24 protein-coding genes are annotated in these 26900 nt (G+C 64.3%); 14 read left to right on the top strand and 10 right to left on the bottom strand.

Going from position 1 to position 26900, the window contains the following annotated elements; genetic code table 11:
• Positions 1–49: 49 nt before the first annotated feature.
• Complete coding sequence (locus K3555_RS19110) at positions 50–646, top strand: DUF1285 domain-containing protein (protein ID WP_260006664.1); 597 nt, start codon at positions 50–52, stop codon at positions 644–646.
• A 109-nt stretch (positions 647–755) separates the two neighbouring features.
• On the opposite strand, the gene K3555_RS19105 is transcribed toward K3555_RS19110, so the two are convergent.
• Positions 756–896 (bottom strand): hypothetical protein, encoded by a 141-nt coding sequence (locus K3555_RS19105; RefSeq protein ID WP_260006663.1) that lies wholly within the window; start codon positions 894–896, stop codon positions 756–758.
• 288 nt (positions 897–1184) lie between these two features.
• Between K3555_RS19105 and K3555_RS19100 the strand changes: the two genes are divergently transcribed.
• Positions 1185–1937: a hydroxypyruvate isomerase family protein gene (locus tag K3555_RS19100; protein ID WP_260006662.1), complete on the top strand. Its 753-nt coding sequence runs from the start codon at positions 1185–1187 to the stop codon at positions 1935–1937.
• Positions 1938–2027: 90 nt separating this feature from the next.
• Positions 2028–2264: a DUF2798 domain-containing protein gene (locus K3555_RS19095; protein WP_260006661.1), complete on the top strand. Its 237-nt coding sequence runs from the start codon at positions 2028–2030 to the stop codon at positions 2262–2264.
• Between the two features lie 342 nt (positions 2265–2606).
• Here K3555_RS19095 and polA read toward each other — a convergent pair whose 3' ends face one another.
• From polA to K3555_RS19080, 3 genes are all read right to left on the bottom strand, one after another.
• On the bottom strand, positions 2607–5408 hold the full coding sequence (gene polA / locus K3555_RS19090; RefSeq protein ID WP_260006660.1) for a DNA polymerase I: 2802 nt from the start codon (positions 5406–5408) through the stop codon (positions 2607–2609).
• Positions 5409–5741: 333 nt separating this feature from the next.
• A complete protein-coding gene (locus tag K3555_RS19085; protein ID WP_260006659.1) occupies positions 5742–6227 on the bottom strand; it encodes a flavodoxin family protein in 486 nt (161 codons plus the stop codon).
• 131 nt (positions 6228–6358) lie between these two features.
• Positions 6359–6553: a zinc-finger domain-containing protein gene (locus tag K3555_RS19080; RefSeq protein WP_129372375.1), complete on the bottom strand. Its 195-nt coding sequence runs from the start codon at positions 6551–6553 to the stop codon at positions 6359–6361.
• Between the two features lie 71 nt (positions 6554–6624).
• On the opposite strand from K3555_RS19080, the gene K3555_RS19075 reads away from it, so the two are divergent.
• Positions 6625–7563, top strand: coding sequence for an ABC transporter ATP-binding protein (locus K3555_RS19075; protein WP_260006658.1), 939 nt, complete (start codon positions 6625–6627; stop codon positions 7561–7563).
• Positions 7564–7698: 135 nt separating this feature from the next.
• Here the strand turns inward: K3555_RS19075 and K3555_RS19070 are convergent, their stop codons facing one another.
• On the bottom strand, positions 7699–8163 hold the full coding sequence (locus tag K3555_RS19070) for a DUF1203 domain-containing protein (RefSeq protein ID WP_260006657.1): 465 nt from the start codon (positions 8161–8163) through the stop codon (positions 7699–7701).
• A gap of 227 nt (positions 8164–8390) precedes the next feature.
• Between K3555_RS19070 and K3555_RS19065 the strand changes: the two genes are divergently transcribed.
• From K3555_RS19065 to K3555_RS19040, 6 genes are all read left to right on the top strand, one after another.
• Positions 8391–11318: an error-prone DNA polymerase gene (locus K3555_RS19065; RefSeq protein WP_260008563.1), complete on the top strand. Its 2928-nt coding sequence runs from the start codon at positions 8391–8393 to the stop codon at positions 11316–11318.
• 145 nt (positions 11319–11463) lie between these two features.
• Positions 11464–12981, top strand: coding sequence for a 2,3-bisphosphoglycerate-independent phosphoglycerate mutase (gene gpmI / locus K3555_RS19060; protein WP_260006656.1), 1518 nt, complete (start codon positions 11464–11466; stop codon positions 12979–12981).
• Positions 12978–14111: a murein hydrolase activator EnvC gene (locus tag K3555_RS19055; RefSeq protein WP_259988223.1), complete on the top strand. Its 1134-nt coding sequence runs from the start codon at positions 12978–12980 to the stop codon at positions 14109–14111. Before gpmI ends, K3555_RS19055 begins: the two co-directional genes overlap by 4 nt.
• 7 nt (positions 14112–14118) lie before the next feature.
• Positions 14119–15453, top strand: coding sequence for a S41 family peptidase (locus K3555_RS19050; protein WP_259988221.1), 1335 nt, complete (start codon positions 14119–14121; stop codon positions 15451–15453).
• A gap of 429 nt (positions 15454–15882) precedes the next feature.
• Positions 15883–16947 (top strand): bifunctional transcriptional activator/DNA repair enzyme AdaA, encoded by a 1065-nt coding sequence (locus K3555_RS19045; protein ID WP_260006655.1) that lies wholly within the window; start codon positions 15883–15885, stop codon positions 16945–16947.
• Positions 16944–17687 (top strand): isocitrate lyase/phosphoenolpyruvate mutase family protein, encoded by a 744-nt coding sequence (locus K3555_RS19040; RefSeq protein ID WP_259988217.1) that lies wholly within the window; start codon positions 16944–16946, stop codon positions 17685–17687. Before K3555_RS19045 ends, K3555_RS19040 begins: the two co-directional genes overlap by 4 nt.
• A gap of 7 nt (positions 17688–17694) precedes the next feature.
• Here K3555_RS19040 and K3555_RS19035 read toward each other — a convergent pair whose 3' ends face one another.
• The 3 genes from K3555_RS19035 to K3555_RS19025 form a co-directional block, all read right to left on the bottom strand.
• A complete protein-coding gene (locus tag K3555_RS19035; protein ID WP_129372367.1) occupies positions 17695–18072 on the bottom strand; it encodes a hypothetical protein in 378 nt (125 codons plus the stop codon).
• Between the two features lie 12 nt (positions 18073–18084).
• Positions 18085–18846, bottom strand: a complete 762-nt coding sequence (locus tag K3555_RS19030) for a DUF6478 family protein (protein ID WP_260006654.1) — start codon at positions 18844–18846, stop codon at positions 18085–18087.
• An 89-nt stretch (positions 18847–18935) separates the two neighbouring features.
• Entirely contained in the window at positions 18936–19733 is a 798-nt protein-coding gene (locus K3555_RS19025) for a hypothetical protein (protein ID WP_260006653.1), read from the bottom strand.
• Between the two features lie 181 nt (positions 19734–19914).
• Here K3555_RS19025 and K3555_RS19020 point away from each other — a divergent pair, with 181 nt between their 5' ends.
• The 3 genes from K3555_RS19020 to K3555_RS19010 all read left to right on the top strand — a co-directional run bounded on the left by K3555_RS19020 (position 19915) and on the right by K3555_RS19010 (position 23225).
• Positions 19915–20829, top strand: a complete 915-nt coding sequence (locus K3555_RS19020) for a CPBP family intramembrane glutamic endopeptidase (protein WP_259988211.1) — start codon at positions 19915–19917, stop codon at positions 20827–20829.
• Between the two features lie 63 nt (positions 20830–20892).
• Positions 20893–21843 (top strand): acetyl-CoA carboxylase, carboxyltransferase subunit beta, encoded by a 951-nt coding sequence (accD, locus tag K3555_RS19015; protein WP_259996476.1) that lies wholly within the window; start codon positions 20893–20895, stop codon positions 21841–21843.
• Positions 21844–21953: 110 nt separating this feature from the next.
• A complete protein-coding gene (locus K3555_RS19010) occupies positions 21954–23225 on the top strand; it encodes a folylpolyglutamate synthase/dihydrofolate synthase family protein (protein WP_260006652.1) in 1272 nt (423 codons plus the stop codon).
• Between the two features lie 170 nt (positions 23226–23395).
• On the opposite strand, the gene K3555_RS19005 is transcribed toward K3555_RS19010, so the two are convergent.
• Complete coding sequence (locus tag K3555_RS19005) at positions 23396–24301, bottom strand: bestrophin family protein (RefSeq protein WP_260006651.1); 906 nt, start codon at positions 24299–24301, stop codon at positions 23396–23398.
• Entirely contained in the window at positions 24298–25371 is a 1074-nt protein-coding gene (gene zapE, locus K3555_RS19000) for a cell division protein ZapE (protein WP_260006650.1), read from the bottom strand. Before zapE ends, K3555_RS19005 begins: the two co-directional genes overlap by 4 nt.
• Positions 25372–25564: 193 nt before the next feature.
• Between zapE and K3555_RS18995 the strand changes: the two genes are divergently transcribed.
• Positions 25565–26809, top strand: coding sequence for an MFS transporter (locus tag K3555_RS18995; protein WP_260006649.1), 1245 nt, complete (start codon positions 25565–25567; stop codon positions 26807–26809).
• Positions 26810–26900 lie beyond the last annotated feature (91 nt).

Here is a 26900-nt window from a genome sequence, read left to right as displayed (position 1 = left end):
CCGGATATATGCTGTTACTCTATCGTGCTGACTGGAAATGGCAAAAGCAATGAGCGGACAAAAAGCTGTGACACCCGATGCCGAAGGCCTTGCCGCGGCGGCCAAAGCGGCCGGCAAGGAAGCCAGGAAGCGCGGGGGGCTGCCGCCGGTCCACCTGTGGAACCCGCCGTTCAGCGGCGATCTGGACATCCGCATTGCCCGTGACGGCAGCTGGTATTACCTCGGCACGCCGTTCACCCGGTTCGAACTGGTCAAGCTGTTCGCCTCTATCCTCAAACTGGAGGATGGCAAATACTACCTTGTGACCCCGGTGGAAAAGGTTGGAATCACCGTCGAGGACGCACCATTCGTGGCGGTGGATTTCGATGTTGAAGGCGCGGGGCGTGATCAGCTGATCACCTTCACCACCAATATCGGCGACACTGCCGCGGCGGGGGCGGAGTATCCGGTCCGGGCCGAACGCGATGGCGAAACCGGCGAGCCGTCTCCGTACGTTATGATGCGGGCCGGGCTTGAGGCGCTGATCGACCGCAAAAGCTTCTACCGGTTGGCGGAGCTGGGCGAGCACCACGACGGCTGGTTCGGGGTCTGGTCCGGCGGGGAGTTTTTTCCGCTGATCCCTTCGGTGGAGCTGGAAGCGGACTAAACCTGCAACCAAGGTGCGTATCCGATTAATACGCTGAGCGTTCGTCCGGGCGGAGGCGGCATGCGCCCGCCGCTGACGCGACAGGCCAACGTAGATAATCGCGGTAGAGCTAAACCCGGCTGCCGTCCACCGGCTCTGCCGGCTTGGGCCGCTTGTTCTGTGCGGCACTTCCCCCCAGCCGGTCAACCGAGGACAGCCGCAACAGCTGACTCAGCATCACCGGCACCAGGCCGAAAATCAGCAGCAGCATTTCAGCCGCTGAAAGGCCTGCTGACTAGGGGATCATCGCGGCTGCTGCCAGGGCAATGCCGCCAAACCCAGTTGCCGGCAGAGGCGCATAAAGACCTGCGGTCAGGCGCTCGCGGCGCATCGTCATGGCTGCTATCCTTCGGATTTCCGGCGGAAACATGCCGGTTTCCTGAAGCTGCAGCCGAATCGCGGCCTCAGCTATTGCGGGAAAGCGACAATGCGTCGTTTTCTATCTCTTGGCCTCATGGATTTGCGCGGGATAAACCACCGTGAAGCCAGGAGAAACCCGATGCCCAGATTCGCAGCCAACATCTCGATGCTGTTTGCCGAGCTGCCCTATTCCGACCGGTTCCAGGCCGCAGCGGCGGCGGGGTTCGAAGCGGTGGAAATCCTTTATCCCTACGAGCTTGCCGCCAAGGAAACCCAGCGCGCCCTGCTGGCTAACGGGCTGGAGCTGCTGCTGATCAACGCGCCGCCGCCGAATTACACCGGCGGCACGCCCGGCTATGCGGCCATCCCCGAGGGCGTCGACCGGTTCCAGCGCGACATCCGCCGGGTGCTGCGTTACGCCGAGGTACTGAAGGCTGGCAAGATCCATGTGATGGCGGGCTATACCAAGGGTGCAGAGGCGCAGCGGACCTTTGTTGAGAACCTGCAATGGGCCGCCGGCCGCGCGCCGGAGCAGCAGTTCACAATCGAACCTTTGAACAGCGGCGACCAGCCCGGTTACTTCCTGGACGACTACAACCTGGCGATGGAGGTGCTGGAGGCGGTGGACCGCCCCAATGTCGGTTTGCAGTATGATGCCTACCATGCCCAGCTGATCCACGGCGATGCGGCCAAGGTCTGGGAGATGTTCGGCTCCCGCGCCGTGCATGTACAGATCGGTGCAGCACCCGGACGCTGCGAGCCAGGCACCGGTCCGGTCGATTTCCCGGCGCTGTTTGCCGCCATCGACGCCAGCGGTTATGACGGCTGGGTCAGTGCCGAATACACGCCCTCGACCCGGCGCACCGAAGACAGCCTTGGCTGGATGCGTTAAGCCGCCGCAGGCGGGCTGTTACATTCGTGAATTGAAATATGATGCGGCGGCCTGCATAAGGGCGGCAGGATCACAGGAAGGACCCCGCCGATGCTGCCCGCCCGTTTTGCCCCTCTGCTGTTCAGCCTGATCCTGTCGGGGCTGATGTCCTTCATTGTGACCGGTGTGGCGACCTGGAAAGCGCTGGGGATTGGTGCGGGGTTTATGCAGGCCTGGATGCAGGCCTGGTCGGTCAGCTGGCCGATTGCGTTTGCCGTCGCCTTCACGGCCGCACCGCTGGTGCGGCGGCTGGTGGGAAAACTGGTCAAGAAACCGGCCGGCGGCTGAGGCCGGGCAAGGGAAAACTCCCGCCCGCTGCAAGCTGCATCTGCGATGCCGCAGCAGCCGTTGGGCGTGGCGCCGCTGGCGCGGCGCAGAGGTTCCGCTAGGAAGCCCCTAAGGGCAGGCCTGCCCTTGAGGGGTGTTTCCGATTGTTTTCTGTGCAGTCCGCGTCAAGGGCAAGCTGCGCTGAACGCGCGGAGCCTTGCGGCTCTCCTGACCCGGGGTGGAGAGGATGCGGCAATCGCCGCGCCGCGCCAGCGGCGCTTGGCCCAACGGGATGAGATCGCCAGATCGAAGCCGGGCGGGAGTGCCCCGCCTGCCGCGCGAGGGCCGCCTCAAAAAACTGGCTTAGTGCGCCTCGGCCCAGTTCTGGCCGCGGCCTGCGTCCACCACCAGCTTCACGTCCAGATGCACCGCCGGATCGGCGGCAGTCTCCATCACCTGGCGGGCGGCTGCGATGGTCTCTTCCACGGCCGCTTCCGGCACTTCGAACAGCAGTTCATCGTGCACCTGCAGCAGCATCCGCGCGGGCAGATGGGCAATCGCCGCAGGCATCCGGACCATCGCCCGGCGGATCACGTCGGCAGCAGTCCCCTGGATCGGGGCGTTGATCGCGGCGCGTTTGGCAAAGCCTGCTTTGGGCCCCTTGGCGTTGATTTCCGCGGTGTGGATCTTGCGCCCGAACAAGGTCTGCACATAGCCATGCTCCTTGGCGAACTCCACCGTCTGATCCATGTATTTGCGGATGCCCGGGAAACGCTCGAAATACCGGTCGATGAACCCCTGCGCGTCCTTGCGCGGAATGCGCAGATTACGCGCCAGGCCAAAGCCGGAGATGCCGTAGATCACACCGAAGTTGATCGCCTTGGCCTGACGGCGGATCTCCGGTGTCATCTGGTCCAGCGGCACCTCAAACATCTCCGACGCAGTCATCGCGTGAATATCCTGCCCTTCGGCAAAGGCCGCCTTCAGCGCGTCGATCCCGGCCATATGCGCCAGAATACGCAGCTCAATCTGGCTGTAATCCAGCGACAGCAGCACATTGCCCTCGTCCGCCACAAAGGCTTCGCGGATGCGGCGGCCTTCCTCGGTGCGCACAGGGATATTCTGCAGGTTCGGATCGGTCGAGGCCATCCGCCCGGTGCTGGCCCCGGTCTGCGCATAAGACGTATGCACCCGGCCGGTATCTGCGTTGATATGGTCCTGCAGCGCATCCGTGTAGGTCGATTTCAGTTTGCTGAGCTGCCGCCAGTCCAGCACCCGCGCGGGCAGATCATGCTCGGTCGCCAAATCCTCCAGGATATCCGCCCCGGTGGCATAGGCGCCTGTCTTGCCCTTCTTGCCGCCGGGCAGGGACATTTCGTCAAACAGGATCTCCCCCAGCTGTTTGGGGGAGCCGACGTTGAAGCTGCGGCCCGCCAGCTCGTGAATCTCGGCCTCCAAGCCAGCCATCTTCTGGGCAAAGGCATTGGACATCCGGCTCAGCGTATCGCGGTCCACCTTGATGCCGTTGCGTTCCATATCCGCCAGCACCGGCACCAAGGGCCGTTCCAGCGTCTCGTAGACCGTGGTCACCCGCTCCTGATGCAGCTGCGGCTTGAACGCCTGCCACAGGCGCAGGGTGATATCGGCGTCTTCGGCGGCATAAGGCACCGCATCGTCAATCGGCACCCGGTCAAAGGTGATTGCCGATTTGCCACTGCCCAGCAGCGGCTTGATCGGGATCGGCGTGTGGTCCAGGTAGCGTTCCGACAGCGCATCCATGCCATGCCCGTGCATCCCGGCATGCAGCGCATAAGACATCAGCATAGTGTCATCAATCGGCGCCACATCCACCCCGTAGCGGTGCAGAATCTTAGCGTCGTATTTCATGTTCTGGCCGATCTTCAGGATCGCCGGATCTTCCAGCACGTCCTTTAGCATTGCCACGGCGTCTTTCAGCGGCATCTGCCCGTCGGACAACCCCTCGCCGCCAAACAGATCGTCGCCCCCGGCCTTATGCGCCAGCGGAATATAGCAGGCCTCGCCAGGCTCCACGCACAGCGAAATGCCGACCAGATCGACGATCATTTCATCCAGCCCGGTGGTCTCGGTATCCACCGCCACCCAGCCGCGCCGGCGGATGCGGTCCACCCAGACCTGCAAGGCTTCCGCCTCGCGGACGCATTCGTATTTGTCCTTGTCGAACGGCACTGCTTCGGGTGCTGTGACCTCAGCCGCAGCGGCGGCCGCTTCGGGAATAGCAGGCGCATCCATGCCCAGCTGATCGGCAAGGCGCTTGGTCAGGGTGCGGAACTCCATCTCCGACAGGAAGGTGAGCAGGGTCTCGGCATCCGGCTCCATCACTTCCAGATCCTCCAGCGAGAAATCCAGCGCCATATTGCAATCCAGCTGCACCAGCCGTTTGGACAGTTCAATCTGCGCGCGGTGTTCGATTAGGGTCTGGCGGCGCTTGGGCTGTTTGATCTCCTCAGCCCGGTCCAGAAGGCTGGTCAGATCGCCGAATTCATTGATCAAAAGCGCTGCGGTCTTGATCCCGATTCCCGGCGCGCCCGGCACGTTATCAACGCTGTCACCCGCCAGCGCCTGCACATCCACCACCCGGTCGGGGCCGACACCGAATTTCTCATGCACGCCGTCGCTGTCGATCCGCTTGTTCTTCATCGCGTCCAGCATTTCAACGCCGCCGCCGACCAGCTGCATCAGGTCCTTGTCGGATGAAATGATGGTACAGCGCCCGCCGGCATCGCGCGCCTGATGCGCCAGGGTGGCGATGATATCGTCGGCCTCAAACCCTTCAACTTCCTTGCAGGCGATGTTGAAGGCGCGGGTCGCCTCGCGGGTCAGCGGGAACTGCGGGCGCAAGTCCTCAGGCGCGGGCGGACGGTTGGCCTTGTAAAGGTCGTACATCTCGTTGCGGAACGACTTGCCGGAATGGTCAAAGATCACCGCCACATGGGTCGGCGCATCGGGGCCTGTGTTGCCCTCCACATAGCGCTGCAGCATGTTGCAGAAGCCGGCCACTGCCCCAATCGGCAGCCCGTCGGATTTCCGCGTCAGCGGCGGCAGCGCGTGATAGGCGCGGAAGATGAAAGCCGAGCCGTCGATCAGATGGAGATGACAACCTTTGCCGAACTGAGTATTGCTCATGGTTATTCACTCCCGTTGATTTGGCGCCCGCGTGTTTCAAAAATCCTTATCCTTCATCCCCCGCTGCACTGCAATTGCCGTTCTGCCAGTTGCTACTGACGGTTCTTGTGTCTTGCACTGAACCTGTGGGCAATGATGGCACAATCTACGCCCTTTTCCCGCAGTGCGTTCAACCGTGCAAGGCAGCCCGGGCAACTGTGCGTTCCTGGCGGCCTGCCTGGAAGGAGGAGAGATTTTCACCGGGGCCGCAACAGGCTGGCTTAAGGGCAGTTTTAGCGGCGAAACGTCCTCAGGCGTGACACAGCCGTGGTTTTCAGTGGCGCAAATGAAGGGTCAAAACACCCCCATCGCCAGCCCCGCGCCTAACGCCAGGCCCAGTTCGCGGCAGGCATCCAGCTGGTGCTTGGGGATCGCCTTCTCAGCCAGAATGGCCTCAGGCGTCTGCGCATGGGTGCAGATGATCAGCGGCTCCTGCACCTGTTTTAATCGCCAGCCGGTGGCAATCCGGGCGCATTGGCGGGCGGCGTTCTCCCCATCCGAGCCGGCACAGACCATCTGCGCATAGGGCCGTCCGCTGAGCCGCCCCAGCACGGGATAATAGCAGCGGTCGAAAAATTCCTTCATCTGGCCGGACAGCGCCGCCAGGTTTTCCGGCGCGCAGAAGATGTAGCCATCCGCCGCCAGCAGATCCTCGGGCCTGGCCTCTGCGGCCCGCTTCAGAACTGTGGAAACCTCACCACGTGCCGCCTCCGCCGCCACCTCCGCCATCCGGCGGCTGCCGCCGGTGCGCGAGTGGTAGACGATCAGAAGCTGTGCCATGTGCGCCACCCGTTTGCTTAAGCCCTGCGGGACCATACCGGGCGCTGGCAAATTTCTTCAAAGAAATTTGGCCGGAAAATTTGAATTTTCCGGTTCCCGGCCGCTGCAGGCCTGGGCTGGGCCGCGTTGGATCACTCCGCCGCCTTGGCCGCATCCTCATAGATATACTTGCAGTCGCAATAGGGGCATTCTACGAAACCCTCGGCCTCGGGGATCTGCAAATAGACCCGCGGATGCCCCAGTGCGCCCTCGCTGCCGTCGCAGGCCACCTTGCGGCTGTTCACGATCCTGGTTTCCGGCGCTTCAGGGGGCGTGGCGGTGCTCATGGCTGGCAGTCCTTTCACTTTTCGGCTAGGCGCTTTTATGAGCCAAGGAAAAACCGGGGGCAAGAGCGGCGATGACAAGCGATGCAATCCGTATCAAAGCTTTGCGCAAAATTTACAAAGGGCACAATGGCCAGCCCGGGAAACACGCGCTGAAGGGCGTCGATCTCACGGTGCCGCGCGGTTCGGTCTTTGGGCTATTGGGGCCGAATGGCGCCGGTAAATCCACTCTGATCAATATCCTGGCAGGGCTGGTGCGCAAGACCAGCGGACAGGTGTCGATCTGGGGCTTTGACCAGGACGAAAACCCGCGCCAGAGCCGGGCTGCCATCGGTGTCATGCCGCAGGAGCTGAACCTTGATCCTTTCTTCACCCCGCGCGGCGCGCTGGAGGTGCAGGCGGGTCTTTACGGTGTGCCCAAACCCGAGCGCCACAGCGACGAAATCCTGCGGATGATCGGCCTCACGGACAAGGCCGGGGCTTATGCCCGGACCCTCTCTGGCGGCATGCGGCGGCGCTTGCTGCTGGGCAAGGCGCTGGTTCACCGCCCGTCGGTGCTGGTGCTGGATGAACCCACGGCGGGTGTCGATATCGAGCTGCGCCAGATGCTGTGGCAGAACATCCGCAAGCTGAACGCCCAAGGCATGACCATCATCCTCACCACCCACTACCTGGAGGAAGCCGAGGAGATGTGCGACGAGATCGCCATTATCAACCAGGGCGAGGTGGTGGCGCGGGACAGCAAATCCAGCCTGCTGGGGCGGCTTGATGCCAAGACCATGGTGGTGCATCCGGCGGTGCCCGCCACGGTCGTGCCGCAGGGCGAGGGGATCGAGGCCTGTTTGCGCGAAGACGGCGCCGTGGTGCTGCGCTACCGCAGCCGCCTGACCAGCGCCGAGGACGTGCTGGCCGCGGTCCATGCCGCCGGTATTTCGATCCGTGATGTGAAGACCGAAGAGGCAGACTTGGAGGACGTTTTCCTGTCGCTGACAAAATCAGCCAGAGCGGGATAGCCTGTCCGGCAGGTTGGAACATCTGTTCCGCGCGGCCGACAAGCCGGGCCGCGCTTGACCAGGCAGACGCCGCCCTCAGTGTTCCGAGGCCAACGTGAGGGTCGGCACTTTCCCCTTCACCCCCCGGTTACCCCTTCACCCCCGGTCGATCCGCGCCTGGTAGCAGTTGTTGCGTGATGACCGGACGTGGATGTAGCTGACCCGCTCATCCGCAAAGATCGCTTCCGTCTGCCGCCTCATCTCGGCCTGCGGGATGACAATGCCGGTGCCGTAAACAATCCGGTGATCGGCGCTGTAGCCTTTGATCAGGTAATCCGGGGAGCCCGTCAACATCTCCGGCATATCTTCGCCTTCGTGCCGTTCGCAATGATCGGCGCACAGGAAAATCGGCCCTGTTTCTGCATAGGGCTGTGCTTCGGGAAAAGGGCGGTGGGCCAGGATCAGCATGTCTTTACCATCGGGGATGTATTGCAGGCAGTGGCGGCAGGGGTTGCTGCCGCCGCCGGACACCGCGCGCTCCGGCGCTTGGCCGTGGGCATCGGCGCCGCCCTCCTGCAGCGTGCGGACAATCTCTGTGGGCAGGGCGGTGATCCTGATCATGGGTTTTCTCCTTTTGCTGACACCACCATGCCCGGCCCGCCCCGCCGCAATCGACCCGGATCTTGCGCATCCTGGTGTGGCCTGAAACAAAGCGCTCCCGCCCGTCGTGCGGGCATTGAAAATGCCTTGCGGCGGTTGGGCCAAGCGCCGCGCGGCGCGGGCGGCGTCTGCGGCTGGCGTTGCGGCAGGACTCCACATGAGAACAAAACGGGAATATCATGCAGGTCATGTTTGCCGAATTTGCCTGCCTTTCCAACTTCACCTTCCTCACCGGGGCCTCCCACCCTGAGGAGTATGTGACCCGCGCGCTGGAGCTGGGGATCGCGGCGGTTGCCATTGCCGACGAAAACTCGGTGGCGGGCATCGTGCGCGCCCATGCCGAATGCCGCGGCATTGCCCGCCAGGTGCGCGAGCGGCAGGACTGGAACCGGCAGAACACGCCCATCGGCCCGCCGCCCCCCGAGGGCATTGCGCCGCCGCTTTCTTTCCCTATCTGCGATGCGCCACGGCTGATCCCGGCGGCGCGGCTGATCTTCAGTGATGCGCCAGAGGTGATCGCGCTGCCGGTGAACCGCGCGGGCTGGGGCAGTCTGACACAGCTGATCTCCACCGGGCGGCTCAGAGTGGAGAAAGGCAGCTGTCTCCTGCATATCGCTGACCTGCTGGAATTCGCGGAGGGTCTCCACCTGCTCCTGTTGCCGCAGGCGGAACATGACCTCAGCGGTGCGGGCGGATGGGGGCCGCATATGGACGGGCTGACGCGCCGCTTTGGCGGGCGGATGCATCTGCTGATGGCGCCTGCCTATGACGGCGGCGACCAAACACGGTTTGCGCAGCTCGCGGATCTCGCCCGGCATCTGAACCTGCCGCCGCTCGCCAGTGCCGCGCCAAAGATGCACCACGGCAGCCGCCGCCGCCTGGGCGATGTCCTCAGCGCCATCCGCCTGCGCTGCAAGGTCGAAACCCTGGGCCGCGCCGCCATGGCCAATGGTGAGCAGCGCCTGCGGTCAGAGGCGGAAATGCGCCGTCTGTTCCGCGGGTATGAAGACGCTGTGGACAATGCCGCCCGGCTGGCGGAGCAGCTGAATTTCTCCCTGGATGAGCTGCGCTATGACTACCCGGATGAGGGGCGCGGCAGTGAGACCCCGCCGCAACGCCTGCGGCGGCTGGCCGAGGAGGGCCTGCAATGGCGCTATCCGGGCGGCGCGCCGGACAAGGTGCGCAGCCTGCTGGAGCATGAACTGGCCCTGATCGGCAAGCTGAAATATGATCCCTACTTCCTGACGGTGCGCGACATCGTCGCCTTTGCCCGCTCCCGCGGGATCCTGTGCCAGGGGCGCGGCTCGGCGGCGAATTCGGTGGTCTGCTACTGTCTCGGCGTGACGTCGGTCAGCCCCGAACTCGGCACCATGGTGTTCGAGCGTTTCGTCTCCGAGGCCCGCGACGAGCCGCCCGACATCGACGTCGATTTCGAGCACGAGCGGCGCGAGGAGGTGATCCAGTGGATTTATGAACGCTACGGCCGCCACCGCGCAGGGCTGTGTGCCACGGTGATCCACTACCGCGGCAAGCGCGCCATCCGCGAGGTGGGCCGTGCCATGGGCCTGACCGAGGACACCATCTCGGCCCTGTCCTCGCAGCTGTGGGGGTTTTTCAGCGCCAAGGGGGTGGAGGCCGAGCGGATGCGCGAGATCGGGCTGGACCCCGGCAGCCGCCGCCTGCAGCTGACGATGCAGATGGTGGAGCAGATCATCGGCTTCCCGCGCCACCTGTCGCAACATGTGGGCGGCTTTATCATCACCCAAGGCCGGCTGGACGAGCTGGTGCCGATCGAGAACGCCACGATGGAGGGCCGCACGGTCATCTGCTGGGACAAGGACGACATCGACACGCTTGGTATCCTCAAGGTCGATGTGCTGTCCTTGGGCATGCTGACCTGTATCCGCAAGGCGTTTGATCTGCTGCAGCAGCACCATCAGCTGGACTACAGCCTGGCCACCCTGCCGCCCGAGGATCCGGCGGTCTACAACATGCTGTGCCGGGCCGACAGCATTGGCGTCTTTCAGGTCGAAAGCCGGGCGCAGATGAACTTTCTGCCGCGGATGAAGCCGCGCCATTTCTATGATCTGGTGATCGAGGTTGCCATCGTCCGCCCCGGCCCGATCCAGGGCGATATGGTGCACCCCTATATCCGCCGCCGCAATGGCGAGGAGCCGGTGCATTTCCCCTCGGACGCGCTGGGCGAGGTACTGGGCAAGACCCTTGGCGTGCCGCTGTTTCAGGAGCAGGCGATGCAGATCGCCATCGTTGGTGCCGGTTTCACGCCCGAGCAGGCCGACCGGCTGCGGCGGTCGCTCGCCACCTTCAAAAAACACGGCAACGTCAGCGAATTCCGCAGCCTGTTTTTGCGTGGCATGGCCAGGAACGGCTATGACACAGAGTTCTCCGAGCGCTGCTTTTCCCAGATCGAGGGCTTCGGCTCTTACGGGTTTCCGGAAAGCCATGCGGCGTCTTTTGCGCTCTTGGTCTATGCCTCTGCCTGGATCAAATGCCACCATCCCGGCATCTTTGCCTGTGCGCTGCTGAACGCTCAGCCGATGGGGTTCTACGCGCCTGTCCAGATCGTTCGCGACGCCCGCGAACATGGCGTAGACGTGCGCCCGGTCTGCATCAATAATTCCTATTGGGACAATGTGATGGAGCCCGACGGCCATGGCGGCCTGGCGCTGCGGCTGGGGTTCCGGCAGGTGAAAGGTCTGCGCGATGAGGACGCCGCCTGGCTGACTGCGGCGCGCGGCAATGGCTATACAGAGGTGGAGGACGTCTGGCGCAAGGCAGGCACCCCGCCGCCGGTGATCGAGCGGCTGGCCGAAGCCGATGCCTTTGCTGCCCTCGGGTTGAACCGGCGTGAGGCCTTGTGGGCGGCCAAGGCGATCACCGCCCGCAAGCCGCTGCCGCTGTTTGCCCGCGAGCTGGAGGGCGAGGGGATCTATGAGCCGGAAGCGGATCTGCCGCAGATGGGCCTGGGCGAGGAAGTGGTGGAGGATTACGTCGCCATGCGGCTGTCCTTGCGGGCCCATCCGGTGGCGCTGATCCGGCATCTGCTGACACCGCAGAACGCGGGCGGCGGCGCGGGTGGCGGGCCGGGGGATTGAGTATTTGGGGAAAGATGAAGCGGATTGGCGGGCTTTGCGCCGGCCTGCGCGCTGATAACGCCAACTGTGGCAGGAATGCCGGTTCACCCCGGCGCGGCGAGGCGTTAGAAGGCTTGCGAACACAGCCTTGCCCCGGAGCTACCCCATGACCGCACCCAAACCCGTTGTCCTGTGCATTCTTGACGGCTGGGGCAGCGGCGAGCCCGGCAAGGCAAACGCGCCTTATCTGGCGCAAACGCCAACCTTTGATGCGATCCTGGCCAAGGGGCCTGCCGCCCGGCTGATCACCCATGGGCCGGATGTGGGGCTGCCGACCGGGCAGATGGGCAATTCAGAAGTGGGCCACACCAATATCGGCGCGGGCCGGGTGGTGGCGATGGATCTGGGGCAGATCGACCTGGCCATTGAAGACGGGTCGTTCTTTGAAAACGGCGCTTTGCAGGCGTTTATCAAGCAGCTGAAGGACAGCGGCGGCGCGGCGCATCTGATGGGGCTGGTCTCGGACGGCGGCGTGCATGGGCATATCAACCACATCCTGGCGGCGGTGACGGCGGTGACGGACGCGGGCGTGCCGGTCTGGCTGCATGCAATCACCGACGGGCGCGATGTGGCGCCGAAATCGGCCTTTCGCCACTTTCGCCGGCTGGAGGAGAAGCTGCCCGAAGGCGCACGCATTGCCACCGTCACCGGGCGCTATTTCGCGATGGACCGCGACAACCGCTGGGGCCGCGTCAGCGAGGCCTATGATGCGATGATCCACGCCAAGGGGCGGCCGGGGATGAATGCCCACAGCGCGGTGGACCACGCCTATAATCAGTCGGAAACGGATGAGTTCATCGCCGCCACCGTGCTGGACGGCTATCAGGGGGTGAAGGACGGCGACGGGGTCTTTTGCCTGAACTTCCGGGCTGACCGCGCGCGGGAGATTCTGCGCGCGATTGGCGAACCGGGGTTTGCTGAATTTGATGCAGGCGAGCGCCCCAAACTGGCAGGCCTGCTGGGCATGGTGGAGTATTCCGACAGCCACAGCGATTACATGACCACCTGTTATCCCAAGGCGGCGATTGTGAACACGCTGGGCGCCTGGGTGGCCAAACAGGGCAAGCGGCAGTTCCGGCTGGCGGAGACCGAGAAATATCCGCATGTGACCTTCTTCCTGAATGGCGGCAAGGAAGACCCGGAAGAGGGCGAGGACCGGTTCATGCCGAAGTCGCCCAATGTGGCGACCTATGATTTGCAGCCGGAGATGTCGGCCCCCGAGGTGACGGAGAAGTTTGTTGAGGCAATTGCTGCGGGCTATGACCTGATTGTGACCAACTATGCCAACCCCGACATGGTCGGCCATACCGGCGATCTGAAGGCGGCGATGCTGGCCTGTGAAGCGGTGGACCGCGGGTTGGCGCAGGTGATGGAAGCGCTGGAAAAGGCGGGCGGCGCGATGATTGTTACCGCAGATCACGGCAATTGCGAGGTGATGGTGGATCCGGAAACCGGCGGTGCCCATACCGCGCATACGCTGAACCTGGTACCGGTGGCGCTGGTCGGCGGGCCGGAAGGCGCCACACTCCGGGATGGCCGGCTGGCGGATCTGGCGCCGACTATTCTGGAGCTGATGGGGCTGGAGAAACCGGCAGAGATGACCGGGGAGAGCCTGCTGTCATGACCTTGCGGGCGGGTCTTTTGCTGCTGGCCCTGCTGGCCGCGCCGCTGCAGGTTGCGGCGGACCCTGCCGGGGCCGCACGCACGGCGGCGGCGCAGCTGGAGGGGGCTTCGGTGCAATTGCAGGAGGCCGGCAGCTCCCGTGACCGGGTGAAGGCGCTGACCGCAACCGTGCAGGCGTTTGAGGCCGGGCTGGCGGCGATGCGCGACGGCTTGCGCCGGGTGGCGCGGCGCGAGGCGCAGCTGAGTGCGCAGCTGGCGGCGCGGCAAGAGGAGGTCTCGGGGCTGCTGGGAATTATCCAGACCATTGAAACCTCGCCGCCGCCGGTGCTGATGGTGCATCCTTCGGGGCCTTTGGGCGCGGCGCGCTCGGCGATGATGCTGGCCGAAGTGACCCCGGCCCTGCACGCCAGGGCGCAGTCGCTGAAGATGGATCTGGACGAGGTGCAGAGCCTGCGGCTGCTGCAGCAGAATGCGGCCAGGACGCTGGAGGAGGGGCTGGCAGGCGTGCAATCCGCGCGGGTGCAGCTGTCCACCGCGATTGCCGACCGCACCACGCTGCCGCGTCGTTTCACTGCTGATCCGGTGCGCACTGCGATCCTGATCTCCTCGACTGAAACCCTGTCGGGCTTTGCCGACGGGCTGGCCGAGATTGCCGGCGGTGACATCGCCGGGACCAGCGCCGACATCACAGAGCTGCGCGGCACCCTGCCGCTGCCGGTCGAAGGGCTGCTGCTGCGCGGCTACGGCGAACGCGATGCGGCGGGCATTGCCCGGCCCGGTCTGTTGATCGCGGCGCGTCCCCGGGCGCTGGTCACGGCGCCAACGGCGGCCACCATCCGCTACCGCGGGCCGCTGCTGGATCTGGGCAATGTGGTGATTCTGGAACCGCAGCCGGAGACGCTGTTTGTACTCTCCGGCCTGGCCGAGGTGTTCGGCGAGGCGGGGCAGGTGATCCCCGAGGGCACGCCGGTGGGATTGATGAGCGGAGAAAACCCCAAGCCGGACGCAATTCTGTCACTTAGCGGTGAAGGGGGTGGAACTGACCGGACAGAAACGCTCTATATAGAAGTGAGAATGGACAACAGCCCGGTGGACCCGGAAACATGGTTCCGCACTGGAAAAGGTGGATGAAGGCTTGATGAGAAAATTTGCGATGGCGGCCATTGGCGGCACGCTGGCAGGGATCGTGGCAACAACCTATGTGGCGGGTCCTTTACTGGCGCAGGAAGGCACGCGCGAGGCAAATGTCTATGAGCAGTTGGACCTGTTCGGCGACATCTTCGAGCGCATCCGCGCCCAATATGTCGAGGAAGTTGACGAGAAAGAGCTGATTGAGGCGGCCATCGGCGGCATGCTGACGTCGCTGGATCCGCATTCCAGCTATCTGTCGCCGGATGATGCGGCCAGCATGCGGGTGCAGACCCGCGGCGAATTCGGCGGCCTTGGGATCGAAGTCACCCAGGAAGAGGGTTTTGTCAAAGTTGTCTCGCCGATCGACGGTACCCCGGCGGACGAGGCCGGCATGGAATCAGGCGATTTCATCACCCATGTGGATGGCGAAAGCGTGCTGGGCCTGTCGCTGGACGATGCGGTCACCCTGATGCGCGGACCGGTGGGGTCCGAGATTGTGATCACCGTGGTGCGCGAAGGCGAGTCCGAACCGTTTGATGTCTCGATCATCCGCGACACCATCAAGCTGACGGCGGTGCGCAGCCGTGTTGAGGGCGATACCGTGGTGATGCGGATCACCACCTTTAACGATCAAACCACAACCAACCTGGTGTCCGGGCTGAAAAAGCAGATCGAGGATGCTGGCGGCAAGGACAATGTGAACGGCATCGTTCTGGACCTGCGCAACAATCCCGGCGGGCTGCTGACCCAGGCGATCAAGGTGGCAGACAGTTTCCTGGAATCCGGTGAGATCGTCTCGACCCGCGGCCGCGACCCCGAGGACGGCGAGCGGTTCAACGCAACGCCGGGCGATCTGGCGGATGGCAAGCCGATTGTGGTGCTGATCAATGGCGGTTCGGCCTCGGCCTCGGAAATTGTGGCCGGTGCGCTGCAGGATCACCGCCGCGCCATTGTCATCGGCACCAAGTCTTTCGGCAAAGGATCGGTGCAGACGGTGATGCCGCTGAAGGGCGAGGGCGCGATGCGTCTGACCACTGCGCGCTATTACACGCCGTCGGGCCGGTCGATCCAGGCGCTGGGCGTCAGCCCTGATATTGTGGTGCAGCAGCCCCGCCGAACCGCTGCGGCTGAGGAGGAGAACGACTCGCCTGCCCGCCGCTCGCGCTCCGAGGCCGATCTGCGCGGCAGTCTGAACAATGACAGCCTGAGCGAGGATGAGATCCGCCAGATCGAAGCCGACCGCGAAAAGGCCGAGAAGGCCGCCGAGCTGCGCGAAGAGGATTACCAGCTGGCCTATGCCATCGACATCCTGAAGGGGCTGGTTGCCCTGGGACCGAAATAAGGCTTGGCCATATTGCAGCACAAAGGGGCCGTCCGGTTGGGCGGCCTTTTTCATGTCTGATGTGCCGCCGGAACTGCCGGTGGCAGATCTGCTGATGTCTGGGGCTGCCGGTAATAGGGATGGCGGCGCCGCCGGGCAGAGAATGGACAGACCCCGCAGGGCCTGCTCGGACAGGAATTCCTGAACGCCCCCCCTTTTATCGGGGCCGGTCTCCGGGTGATACGCGGGCAGCCGCACAGCTTGCCCGCGCCTTGTGCAATGGGTGATCGATCAGGGGAGAGTATGTTGTGAAAACCTGATGATCAGGTGAAACCGGCGTACGCTGAAAGGGCAACACCCAGCCCGGCGCAACGCATTTGTCGCGTCAAAGTGAATATCAACGCCCGATCTCCGGCGGATTGATTGCATGGGCTGGGCTATGTTCGCCCCATGATGTTTGACCTGCCTGATTCCCCGACGCTGTACCAAGCGCTGATCACCCGTGATGACGCCTATGAGGGGCGCGCCTATGTCGGTGTGACCTCCACCGGCATCTTCTGCCGCCTGACCTGTCCGGCGCGCAATCCCAAATTCGAGAACTGCCGGTTCTACGCCAGCCCCGGCCAATGCATTGAGGCAGGGTTCCGCGCCTGCAAGCGCTGCAAGCCGCTGGCGGCTGCTGCCGGGGATGATCCGATGGTGCAGGATCTGCTGGCCCGGCTGGAGGAGCGCCCCGCCTATCGCTGGGGCGAGGGCGATCTGGCACGGATGGGGCTGGATGCGTCCACCGTTCGGCGGGCGTTCAAACGGCATTTCGGCATGACCTTTCTGGAAATGGCCCGCCAGCGCCGCCTGCGCGAGGGTTTCACCGCGCTAAAGGCCGGCGAGCCGGTGATTGCGGCGCAGATTGATGCCGGGTTTGAAAGCGCCAGCGCCTTTCGCGTGGCCTTTGCCAAGCTGGTCGGGATTGCGCCGGGCGCCTTCCGCAAGGACGCGCTGTTGCTCGCCGACTGGATCGACACGCCGCTGGGCGCGATGATTGCGATCAGCTGCCGGCACCAGCTGCATCTGCTGGAATTTGCCGACCGCAAGGCGCTGCCGCGGGAAGTGGCCAAGCTGCAAAAGGCGCAGCCCGGCGGGATCGGCTTTGGGCGGCCGGCGCCGACACAGCAGATCGCCGATGAGCTGCAGCGGTTCTTTGCCGGAGAGGGGGCGGATTTTCAAACCCCGCTGGCCCTGCATGGCACCGGATTTGAACGCGAGGTCTGGCGTTATCTGCTGACCATTCCGGCGGGTGAAACCCGCATTTATTCGCAGATCGCGCGTGAGCTGGGCCGGGCTTCGGCCACCCGCGCGGTGGCGCGGGCCAATGGTTCCAACCAGCTGGCGCTGGTCGTACCCTGCCACCGGGTGCTGTCGGCGGATGGATCGCTGACAGGTTATGGCGGCGGCTTGTGGCGCAAGCAGCGGTTGATCGAGATTGAGACAAGCTACAAACAGAGGATTTCTGCATGACATATTCCGACCGCGCACGCGCCTTTGCGGCGCTGCATCAGCCGGGCAACCCGGTGGTGCTGTATAACATCTGGGATGCTGGCAGCGCCAAGGCGATTGCCGGGGCGGGGGCCGCGGCCTTGGCGACCGGCAGCTATCCGGTGGCCGTGGCGCAGGGCTTTGCCGATGGCGAGCAGATCCCGCTGGAGTTTGTTCTGGGTAACGCTGAACGCATCATCGCCGCCACGGATTTGCCGGTGACGATTGATTTTGAGGGCGGCTATGCCCGTGCGCCGGAACAGCTGACCGCCAATGTGAAGCGTTTGGCCGAGACCGGTGCGGTGGGGCTGAACTTCGAGGATCAGGTGGTCGGCACTGCGGATCTTTACGGCATCGAGGAGCAAGCCAGGCGGGTTGCCGCAGTACGGGCAGCCAATGCGGATATCTTCGTCAATGCGCGTACAGATTTGTTTTTGAAGGAAAAAGATACGTCAAAACACGCGGGCCTGATGGCGGAGACGCTGGAGCGCGGCGCGGCTTATGCCGAGGCCGGCGGCAATGGGTATTTCATCCCGGGCCTGACCGATCCGGATCTGATTGCACAAGTCTGCGAGGGCTGCAGCCTGCCGGTCAACACGATGATGCGCGGCATCACGCTGGAAACCGCGCGGCAGGCAGGTGTTGCGCGCTGCAGCTATGGCCCGATCCCGCACGCCAAGCTGATGCAGGTGCTGGCAGAGCATTTCCAGACATTGGTGTAACCGCCGCTCAGGTGGTTTCCAGGCAGTGGCGGCGGAAGGCGCGTTTCAGCATGTCGAGTTCTGCGCGCAGCAGTTCGACCTCGGCGCGCAGATCGTCCGCCACCGCCTCCCCGGCGATCAGGGTGAAATCGCCCAGACGGGTGCCGCCGGCGGCATCGAATATCACGAAAGTCTGCACCCCGTCGGCCAATGCCTCGGCGGGGACCGGTACTGAGATCAGCCATTCGCCGCCTGCCTGGCCTTCTTTAAGCTTTGCATCGGCCACCGGCTGATCCTGGAACATCACGGAAATCTCGGGCCGCGCGCCGCTGGCGGGGGCGTTGCTGATCCGGCCCTCCCAGATGCCGTTGCGGAAGCGGATTTTGGTCAGTGACAGGTCGCTCATGGCTCAGGTTCCTCAGATCGCCGCGCGGCGGTGGCGCGAGAAGGTCAGGTCGCGCAGGATCACCTGGTTCATATCCGGCGCTTCAAATATCAGATCAAGCCAGATCTTTTCGATCCGCTTCTCGTTCAGCTTGGAATAGGCTAGATCGAACTCCACCACGATGTTCTTTTGCTCCTGCGGCAGCTCGCGCACGATCTGTTCGGTATTGGGACCGTGCTGGATGTTGAGCCGGGCAAAAATCTCGATCGGTTTTTCGGATTCGATAATGCTGTCGATCCGCAGCAGATGCTGCCGGGTCATGCCGTTGGCAGCAGCGGGTGGCAGGTCGATCACCAGCGATAGGAACGAGCCGTCGAATTGGAACACATCCATGCGCAGACCGAAGGGGGCGAGGTCTTCTTCGCGGGTGTTGCGCAGCTGGCGCAGGGTCAGTTCGGAGAAGGCGCAATCGTGAAACAGCTGCGCCTCATCGCCGAGCCGGGCCTTGGCGGGGACGGAGGACAGCCCGCATTCGGGCAGCGGCCCGCGCCACAGCTCCGGGCGCCAGGACCAATCGGTGCCATGCGGACGCGGAAAGAAGGAGGAGCCGATCTGCGGCAGCGCCAGGCGGCCGTCGGCGGTGTGGATCAGCCGGTCCAGATGGGTACGCAGCTGGCGGGCCTGATTGCGCTGGCGGCGCAGTTCAGACAGCGGCGCGCGGGCCGACTCTTCTGCGGCTGCGCGCCAGCGGCGCAGGCTGCGCAGGTGCATCAGCCGGTCCATGATCCTGCCCATCGTGCTCTCTCTTGCCTGTTGCGCCGTATTGCGGAGTCCGGCCCGTGCGGTAATGCGGCGGGCGCTGGCGCCAGTGTAACCGCTGGCGGCTATTGAAATAAACCGGCAATCCGCTGGCCAAGCCCGCGTTTTTTACGCAGGGCAGGCGTGGCGCCGGTTTCCGGGGCGCCGGCGGCTGCTGCTGCGGGCCGTGCCAGGGGGCGCAGGGACTGCCGGGGGCCTTTGGGCAGCACCGCGCCAGCTTCCTCAAGATCCGGCAGGGTGGAGGCTTCCAGCGAGCGGTGGGTCACTTCGTTCAGCAGCGCTGCCCCCTGGCGGCCAAGGGCGCGGCTGCCCTCCGGTGCATAAAGCGCCAGGGCCACCAGATGCCGGTCGAGCACAAAGGCGCCGCGCCAGTGGACCGGGCTGGCCCCTTCGGCGACGGCTTCGGGGAATTCCAGCCGGACCAGCGGCAGCAACTGGTCGTCGCGGGTTTCCAGCAGCGTGGCGCCGGGGAACATGGCCACGATATCAGCCGCTTGCGGAGCTGCGGCGTCTTGTTGTGCCGGACCGATCGAGGCAGTCAGCACGGCCGCATTACGGGAGCCGAACCAGCGGTTCCGGTCCAGCCGGCTGCAATGGGCAATCAAGGCAAAACCGCCGCTGTCATCCGCCGTACTGCTGCGCCGGTCAAAGCAAAAGGTTTCCGGGGCAGCCAGCAGCACGCCGCCGCCGGCAAAGGACATCACTTGGCCGCTAAGGCGCGGCGCCGGGCCGGACACGCGGGCGGCAAAGGACATGCCTGTGGGGGCGGGGCTGCATCCTGCCAGGGCCAGGCCGGCTAGCGCGGCGGCGGCTGCAGCCCTGCGCAGTCTTGGCGCCTTTCCGCCGGGGGGCGAAAAAGGCACGGGTTTTCCGTTGTTTATTCTGGTCACTGCGGTCCCTGCCGGTCTGTTTTTTGACAAATTTATTACGGGCCGGGCTGCCTCGCGGCAAGTGTGAACCGTGCACCGGGCTGTCTGCCTTGCCATGGCGTTGCAGCAATGCATAACGTTGGCGCAATTTGCCGCCATTCCAGCCGGAGGACACATGCAGCATAGGCACAGAAACCGGTACAGCGACGGGCACAGTTACAGGGCGCATGAGGCCTTGGTGCGCTTTGCCCGGCTGCAGCCCGCACTGTGGCGGCTGCTTTTGGGGCTGGTGCTGGTGGCGGCGGTCAGCTTTGCGATGACCGCGGCGCTGCAGGTGATGGTGGCGGGCCTGTTCCCCGGTGCCTGGCTGCAGGGGCTGGGTGACGGCAGCACGCCCGGCGCCATGCTGGTGCTGCTGGGCAGCTTTGCCTTTCTATCGCTGGGCGTAGCCATGGCGGCGCGGCTGTTCCACCAGCGCAGCTTTGCCACCGTCACGGGGCATCTGGTGCCGCTGGTCTGGCAGTTCGGCAAGGTCAGCCTGTATCTGCTGGGCTTAAGCGTGCTGATCATGCTGCTGCCGCCCTACAGCATGGGGCCGGCGATGACCCCGAACCTGCCGGTCTGGACCTGGCTGGGCATTCTGCCGTTGTCCATTGCTGCGGTGCTGGTGCAGACCTCCGCAGAGGAGATCCTGTTCCGCGGCTATATCCAGCAGGCGCTGGCGGCGCGGTTCCGCAGCCCGGCAGTGTGGCTGCTGGGGCCGTCGGCGCTGTTTGCGCTGGGGCATTACCTGCCTGCCGAGGCCGGGGAGAATGCGCTGCTGATCACGGTCTGGGCCGGATTGTTCGGGGTGCTGATGGCGGATCTGACAGCGCGGGCCGGTACCCTGGGCCCGGCGATGGCGGTGCATTTCTTCAACAACGTTACTGCTTTGCTGCTGTTTGCCTCGCCGACCAGCCTGAACGGGCTGGCGCTGTATCTGATCCCCTTTGAGATGGCCGATGTTCAGGCGCTGCGCCCGTGGATGGCGGTGGACTTTGCGCTGATGCTGGTCAGCTGGCTTTGCGCACGGCTTGCCATACGCCGCTGATTGCAATTGCGGCCAAGGCGCCTTATCTGGGGGGCAAACCGCGCCCCCGGAGAGGCAAGCAATATGAACTGGATCACCAACTACGTCCGGCCCAAGATCAACTCGATCTTTTCGCGCCGTGAAGTGCCCGAGAACCTTTGGCAGAAATGCGATGAATGCGGCACCATGCTGTTTCACCGCGAGCTGAGCGACAATCAGAATGTCTGCACCAGCTGCGGCCACCATATGCATATCACCCCGCGCGACCGGTTCACCGCGCTGTTTGACGGCGGTGTGTTCACCGAGGTTGCGGTACCGGAACCGCTGGCCGATCCCCTGAAGTTCAAGGATCAGAAGAAATATCCCGACCGGATCAAGGCAGCGCAGAAAAAGACCGGCGAGAAAGACGCCATGCTAGTGGCTGCCGGTGAAATCGGCCGCACTCCGATTATCGCCGCCGCGCAGGACTTTTCCTACATGGGCGGCTCGATGGGCATGTATGTGGGCAATGCGATCATTGCCGCGGCTGAAGAAGCGGTGAAGCTGGGCCGCCCGCTGGTGCTGTTTTCCGCCGCTGGCGGCGCCCGCATGCAGGAAGGCATCCTGTCGCTGATGCAGATGCCGCGCACCACCGTGGCGGTGCAGATGCTGAAAGAGGCGGGCCTGCCCTATATCGTGGTGCTGACCCATCCGACCACCGGCGGGGTGACGGCGTCTTATGCGATGCTGGGCGATGTGCATATTTCCGAACCGAACGCGCTGATCTGCTTTGCCGGACCGCGGGTGATCGAACAGACCATCCGCGAAAAGCTGCCCGAGGGCTTCCAGCGCGCCGAATATCTGCTGGACCACGGTATGCTGGACCGGGTGACCTCGCGCACCGAGATGCGCGGTGAGCTGATCACCATCATCCGGATGCTGATGGGCCTGCCGCCGCAGGTGGTGGGTGATCTGCCCTCACCGGAAGAGGAAGATCCCGCCAAGGCCGCAAATGCGCCAGCCGAGGCCGCAGTCAGCGAAGAAGCTGCCGAGTAAACCGGTCTATATTGACCTGCCCGGCTGTCCGGCCGGGCCGCGCCCGTCCTTACCAGGGCGGGCGCTGTTTTTTGCCACGCAAGACTATCCGATCTGACAGGACCAGGCTGATGACCCAGACCTCCGACGCGATTCTCGCCCGCATGATGGCGCTGCACCCCAAGATCATCGACCTGACGCTGGACCGGGTCTGGCGGCTGCTGGCCGCATTGGACAACCCGCAGGACAAGCTGCCGCCGGTGATCCATCTGGCCGGCACCAATGGCAAGGGGTCGACCCAGGCGATGATCCGCGCCGGGCTGGAAGGCATGGGCAAGAGCGCGCACGCCTATACTTCGCCGCATCTGGCGCGGTTCCATGAGCGGATCCGGTTGGCGGGGGAGCTGATCTCGGAACAGTATCTGACTGAGGTGCTGGACGAATGCTACGGCGCGAACGGCGGCGAGAACATCACCTATTTCGAGATCACCACGGTGGCGGGGCTGCTGGCGTTTTCCCGCACCCCGGCGGACTGCACGCTGCTGGAGGTGGGCCTGGGCGGGCGCCTGGATGCAACCAATGTGATTGATAAGCCCGTGATCAGCGTGATCACCCCGATCTCCATCGACCATGAGCAGTTCCTGGGCGACACGCTGACCAAGATCGCTACCGAGAAGGCCGGGATCATCAAGCGCGGCGTGCCGGTGGTGGTTGGCCCGCAGTCCGACGAGGCGATGGAAGTGATCGAGGCCACCGCCGCCCGTCTTGGCGCGCCGGTGATTGCCTATGGCCAGCAGTGGCATGTGCATCAGGAACACGGCCGGCTGGTGTTCCAGGATGAAACCGGCCTGCTGGACTTGCCGCTGCCGGCATTGCTGGGGGCGCACCAGGTCCAGAACGCCGGTGCTGCGCTGGCGGCGCTGCGCCATCTGGGCGCGGATGAGGCGGCCTGCGAGGCGGCGATGGTGAACGCCGAATGGCCTGCGCGGATGCAGAAGCTGAAAACCGGCCCGCTGATTGAGGCGGCGCCGGAGGCAGAGCTGTGGCTGGACGGCGGCCACAATGCTGCGGCGGGTATTGCATTGGCGGATGTCCTGGCGAAACTGCCGGAACGCCCCACGCACCTCATCTGCGGCATGCTGAACACCAAAGACGTGAGCGGCTACATGGCTCCCCTGGTGCCGCATGTTGCCAGCCTGACGGCGATTTCGATCCCGGATGAGATCAACACGCTGAGCGCCGAAGAGACCGAAGCCGCAGCCCAATCGGTTGGCATGGAGGCCGGCACCGCGGAGAGCACTCTGGCGGCGCTGCAGGCGATCACCGCCAAGGACCCGCAGGCGCGGGTACTGATCTGCGGTTCGCTGTATCTGGCGGGCCACATCCTGCGCGAAAACGGCTGAGGTTTGCAGCTGCGGCGGGGGAGGCTCTCCCGCCCGGCTTCGATCTGGCGATCTCATCCCGTTGGGCCGGGCGCCGCTGGCGCGGCGCGCCTCCTGCTTCTTTCTGGTTTCAATACCCCGGGGGTGAGGCCGTGAGGCCGAGGGGGCAGCGCCCCCTTCTTGCCTGCGCCCTAGTCCAGTACGTAGTCCACCGGCTCCAGTTTGGGCGGCACGTCGCGCCCCAGCGCATTGCAGACCGAGATTTCCATCACCCGGCACATGGCGCTGAGCGGAACTGAGTTGGCCTGTTTGCGGAACGGGTGTTCCAGCTCATGCGTGACCTCGGCCAGGCCGAAGAACACATAAGCCACCACCGCCGCCACCAGCGGCTCGAACCAGCCGGCGCTGTCCAGAAGGGCAAAGGGCAAGAGCAGGCAGTAAAGATACGTCGTGCGCCAGACCAGCAGCGAATAGACGAAGGGCAATGGCGTGGTCAGCAGCCGCTCGTTCCCAGCCTGGGCGGCGGGGAAGGCCGCCAGCCGTTCGGCCAGGGCGCGCTGGCCGAAGCCGTCGATGCGGCCGTCCTCTGCCATCTCGCGCAGCCGGTCGGCGATGTCGCGCAGGGCGGCGTTGGGGCTGTTTTGTGCCTGCATCAGCTGCTCTGCTGCCTCCGGCCCGACCCAGTGCTGCACCGTCTCCCGTACCTCGTCGCCGCGCAACTGGGCGCGGTGCAGGTGGTGAAAGGCAAGGATGCGGGTCAGGATGAAGTCCTCGTCCGGGCCCTTGCCTGCAAAGATCCTGAGCTCCTGCGCCAGGCTGCGCACGTCGGAGACCATGCGGCCCCAGATCCGCCGCGCCTCCCACCAGCGGTCATAGGCGGCGTTGTTGCGGAAGCTGAGGAACAGCGACAGCGACAGGCCGAACACCCCCATTGCGGCGATGGAAATCTGCGGCATCGCAACAACGTAGCGGTCCAGCAGCAGCACCAGCAGCGCCCAGAGCGCGGCGCCGATGATATTGGGCAGGATGCGCGGCACCACCGACCCGTTCAGGATCAGAAAAATCTCCCAGCGGCTGGGCGTATCGCGGACAATCATAGGGTGGCGGCTCCCCAATCCTTGTCCTGCATTTCGCGCAGGCGCGAGGCGGTGCGTTCGAACTCAAAGGTGCCTTCGCCCTCGACATAGAGCATTTCGGGCTGCGCCGCCGCCGAGCAGATCAGCCGCACCTTGGCCTCGTACAGGGCATCAATCAGGGTCACAAAGCGCCGGGCCTCGTTGAAGTTGTTACGGGAGAGGCGGGGGATGTCCTCCAGCACCAGCACCTTCACCTCTTCGGCGATGGCGAGATAGTCGCCGGGGCCCAGCATCTTGCCGCACAGGTCATAGAAGGCGGCGCGCGCGACCCCGTTGCGGAAGGCGGGCAAGGTCACTTCGCGGCCCTTCACCTCCAGCGTCAGCGGCTGCGCCGGGCCACCGGAAAGATCGGTCCAGATGGCGCGGATCTGCGCGCGGGCCTCGGCATCGACGGGGGCGAAATAGACCTGGGCACCGGTCAAACGGTGCTGGCGGTAGTCGGTCGGGCTGACCATCTCATGCACGTGCATCTGCACCTTGATGAGATCAATGAAGGGCAGGAACAGCTGCCGGTTCAGCCCGTTTTTATACAGGTCGTCCGGCACCCGGTTGGAAGTTGTGATCACGGTGACGCCGGCGGCAAACAGCGCCTCGAACAGGCGTCCCACGATCATCGCGTCGGTGATGTCGGTGATCTGCATCTCGTCAAAGGCCAGCAGGCGCACCGAGTCCGCAACCGCCTTGGCCACCGGGGCCAGCGCATCCTCCACCCCGCTTTGGCGGGCCTCGTGCAATTGGGTGTGGATTTCCTGCATGAAGGCGTGGAAGTGCACCCGGCGGGCGGGGATGTCCTCCAGGCTATCGACAAACAGATCCATCAGCATCGACTTGCCGCGGCCCACCCCGCCCCAGAGGTAGAGCCCCTGGACCGGTTCATATTCCGCCTTGCGGAAGAAGCCGCGTTTCACCGGCGGCGCCATCAGCCCGTCAGCGATGCGGTCGAAATGGGGAAGCACGGCCTCCTGGGCCGGGTCGGGCTGCAATTCGCCCGCGTCGATCTTCTGCCGGTACAGCGTGGTCAGATGGGTCATGGGACAGGGATAGCGCGGGGCGCTGGGGATGGGAAGCGCCGCAATGATCCAGGTGCAGGAAGAGTGCAGAATTGGATGGCGGCCGGGAAGTGCCGGCTTCACATCAATAATTCTTAATGATGTGCGCAATATTCCTGATTTGACCGTGAGGCAAATTTCCCCGAGGGTTGCGCGGCCTGTCAGGAGAGACCCCATGGACCGTCCCGCGCCGCTGTTTACCCCCGTTCTGATCGTCGGCTGCATTATCATCATGGTGAGCTTTGCGGTGCGGGCCTCGTTCGGGGTGTTCCAGATCCCGATTGCCGAGGAGTTCGGCTGGCTGCGCTCGGAGTTCTCATTGGCTATTGCCATTCAGAACCTGGCCTGGGGCATCGGCCAGCCCATTTTCGGTGCCATCGCCGAGAAGGTCGGCGACCGCAAGGCGATCGTCATGGGGGCAATTGTCTATGCCGCCGGGCTGGTGCTGAGCTCCTGGGCGACGACGCCGTTTGAAATGCAAAGCTATGAATGGCTGGTGGGCTTTGGCATTGCGGGCACCGGTTTTGGCGTGGTGCTGGCGGTTGTCGGGCGGGCGAGTTCCGACGAGAACCGCTCGATGTCGCTGGCGATTGTCACCGCAGCAGGGTCCGCGGGGCAGATCTTCGGTGCGCCCACGGCGGAGTGGATGCTGGGCTTTCTGCCCTGGCAGACGATTTTTCTGGTGTTTGCGGGTGTGGTGCTGGCGCTGATTGCCTTGCTGCCGCTGATGCGGGCGCCGGAGACCGCCGGCAAGGCAGAGCTGGAAGAGAGCATGGGCGCGATCCTGGTGAAGGCTTTCAAGGACCCGTCTTACACGTTGATCTTCCTCGGCTTTTTCAGCTGCGGCTATCAGCTGGCTTTTGTCACCGCGCATTTCCCGGCGTTCGTGACCGAGATGTGCGGACCGATCCTGCCGGGCGGGGCGCTGCACTCATTGGGCATTACCACCACCTCGGCGCTGGGGGCGGCGGCGATCTCATTGATCGGGGCGGCCAATGTGGGCGGCACGCTGCTGGCAGGCTATCTGGGCAAGCGCTATTCCAAGAAATACCTGCTGGCGGCGATTTACACCGGGCGGACGATTGCGGCGGCGGCATTCATCATGTTCCCGATCACCCCCATGAGCGTGATCATCTTCTCGGTTGCGATGGGGTCCATGTGGCTGGCGACGGTGCCGCTGACCTCAGGCCTGGTCGCGCATATCTACGGGCTGCGTTACATGGGCACGCTTTACGGGATCGTGTTTTTCAGCCACCAGCTGGGCAGTTTCCTGGGCGTCTGGCTGGGCGGGCGGATGTATGACGCTTATGGCGATTACACCTTTGTGTGGTGGATCGGTGTCGGTGTCGGGGCGTTCAGCGCGATTGTGCATCTGCCGGTGAAGGAACGTCCGCTGCGGGCTGCCGCGGCGGCGGGGTAACGCCGGCGGTTTGCTGTGATGCCGGCTGCCGGACCGGGGCCAGCCCCGGACCCCGGAGTATTTCTGCAAAGATGAAGCAAAAGGGGCCTAT

Origin of the sequence: Leisingera sp. M527 (assembly GCF_025141525.1) — a bacterium.
Taxonomy (GTDB): domain Bacteria; phylum Pseudomonadota; class Alphaproteobacteria; order Rhodobacterales; family Rhodobacteraceae; genus Leisingera.
The sequence above is the reverse complement of the archived record's forward strand: the minus strand, read 5'-3'. Positions and strand labels throughout refer to the sequence as shown.

What these genes read in the sequence shown, in the direction of transcription:
- K3555_RS19110 (WP_260006664.1), top strand. Translation starts at nt 50, where the DNA reads ATGAGCGGACAAAAAGCTGTGACACCCGATGCCGAAGGCCTTGCCGCG.
- K3555_RS19105 (WP_260006663.1), bottom strand. Translation starts at nt 896, where the DNA reads ATGCTGCTGCTGATTTTCGGCCTGGTGCCGGTGATGCTGAGTCAGCTG.
- K3555_RS19100 (WP_260006662.1), top strand. Translation starts at nt 1,185, where the DNA reads ATGCCCAGATTCGCAGCCAACATCTCGATGCTGTTTGCCGAGCTGCCC.
- K3555_RS19095 (WP_260006661.1), top strand. Translation starts at nt 2,028, where the DNA reads ATGCTGCCCGCCCGTTTTGCCCCTCTGCTGTTCAGCCTGATCCTGTCG.
- polA (WP_260006660.1), bottom strand. Translation starts at nt 5,408, where the DNA reads ATGAGCAATACTCAGTTCGGCAAAGGTTGTCATCTCCATCTGATCGAC.
- K3555_RS19085 (WP_260006659.1), bottom strand. Translation starts at nt 6,227, where the DNA reads ATGGCACAGCTTCTGATCGTCTACCACTCGCGCACCGGCGGCAGCCGC.
- K3555_RS19080 (WP_129372375.1), bottom strand. Translation starts at nt 6,553, where the DNA reads ATGAGCACCGCCACGCCCCCTGAAGCGCCGGAAACCAGGATCGTGAAC.
- K3555_RS19075 (WP_260006658.1), top strand. Translation starts at nt 6,625, where the DNA reads ATGACAAGCGATGCAATCCGTATCAAAGCTTTGCGCAAAATTTACAAA.
- K3555_RS19070 (WP_260006657.1), bottom strand. Translation starts at nt 8,163, where the DNA reads ATGATCAGGATCACCGCCCTGCCCACAGAGATTGTCCGCACGCTGCAG.
- K3555_RS19065 (WP_260008563.1), top strand. Translation starts at nt 8,391, where the DNA reads ATGTTTGCCGAATTTGCCTGCCTTTCCAACTTCACCTTCCTCACCGGG.
- gpmI (WP_260006656.1), top strand. Translation starts at nt 11,464, where the DNA reads ATGACCGCACCCAAACCCGTTGTCCTGTGCATTCTTGACGGCTGGGGC.
- K3555_RS19055 (WP_259988223.1), top strand. Translation starts at nt 12,978, where the DNA reads ATGACCTTGCGGGCGGGTCTTTTGCTGCTGGCCCTGCTGGCCGCGCCG.
- K3555_RS19050 (WP_259988221.1), top strand. Translation starts at nt 14,119, where the DNA reads ATGAGAAAATTTGCGATGGCGGCCATTGGCGGCACGCTGGCAGGGATC.
- K3555_RS19045 (WP_260006655.1), top strand. Translation starts at nt 15,883, where the DNA reads ATGATGTTTGACCTGCCTGATTCCCCGACGCTGTACCAAGCGCTGATC.
- K3555_RS19040 (WP_259988217.1), top strand. Translation starts at nt 16,944, where the DNA reads ATGACATATTCCGACCGCGCACGCGCCTTTGCGGCGCTGCATCAGCCG.
- K3555_RS19035 (WP_129372367.1), bottom strand. Translation starts at nt 18,072, where the DNA reads ATGAGCGACCTGTCACTGACCAAAATCCGCTTCCGCAACGGCATCTGG.
- K3555_RS19030 (WP_260006654.1), bottom strand. Translation starts at nt 18,846, where the DNA reads ATGGGCAGGATCATGGACCGGCTGATGCACCTGCGCAGCCTGCGCCGC.
- K3555_RS19020 (WP_259988211.1), top strand. Translation starts at nt 19,915, where the DNA reads ATGCAGCATAGGCACAGAAACCGGTACAGCGACGGGCACAGTTACAGG.
- accD (WP_259996476.1), top strand. Translation starts at nt 20,893, where the DNA reads ATGAACTGGATCACCAACTACGTCCGGCCCAAGATCAACTCGATCTTT.
- K3555_RS19010 (WP_260006652.1), top strand. Translation starts at nt 21,954, where the DNA reads ATGACCCAGACCTCCGACGCGATTCTCGCCCGCATGATGGCGCTGCAC.
- K3555_RS19005 (WP_260006651.1), bottom strand. Translation starts at nt 24,301, where the DNA reads ATGATTGTCCGCGATACGCCCAGCCGCTGGGAGATTTTTCTGATCCTG.
- zapE (WP_260006650.1), bottom strand. Translation starts at nt 25,371, where the DNA reads ATGACCCATCTGACCACGCTGTACCGGCAGAAGATCGACGCGGGCGAA.
- K3555_RS18995 (WP_260006649.1), top strand. Translation starts at nt 25,565, where the DNA reads ATGGACCGTCCCGCGCCGCTGTTTACCCCCGTTCTGATCGTCGGCTGC.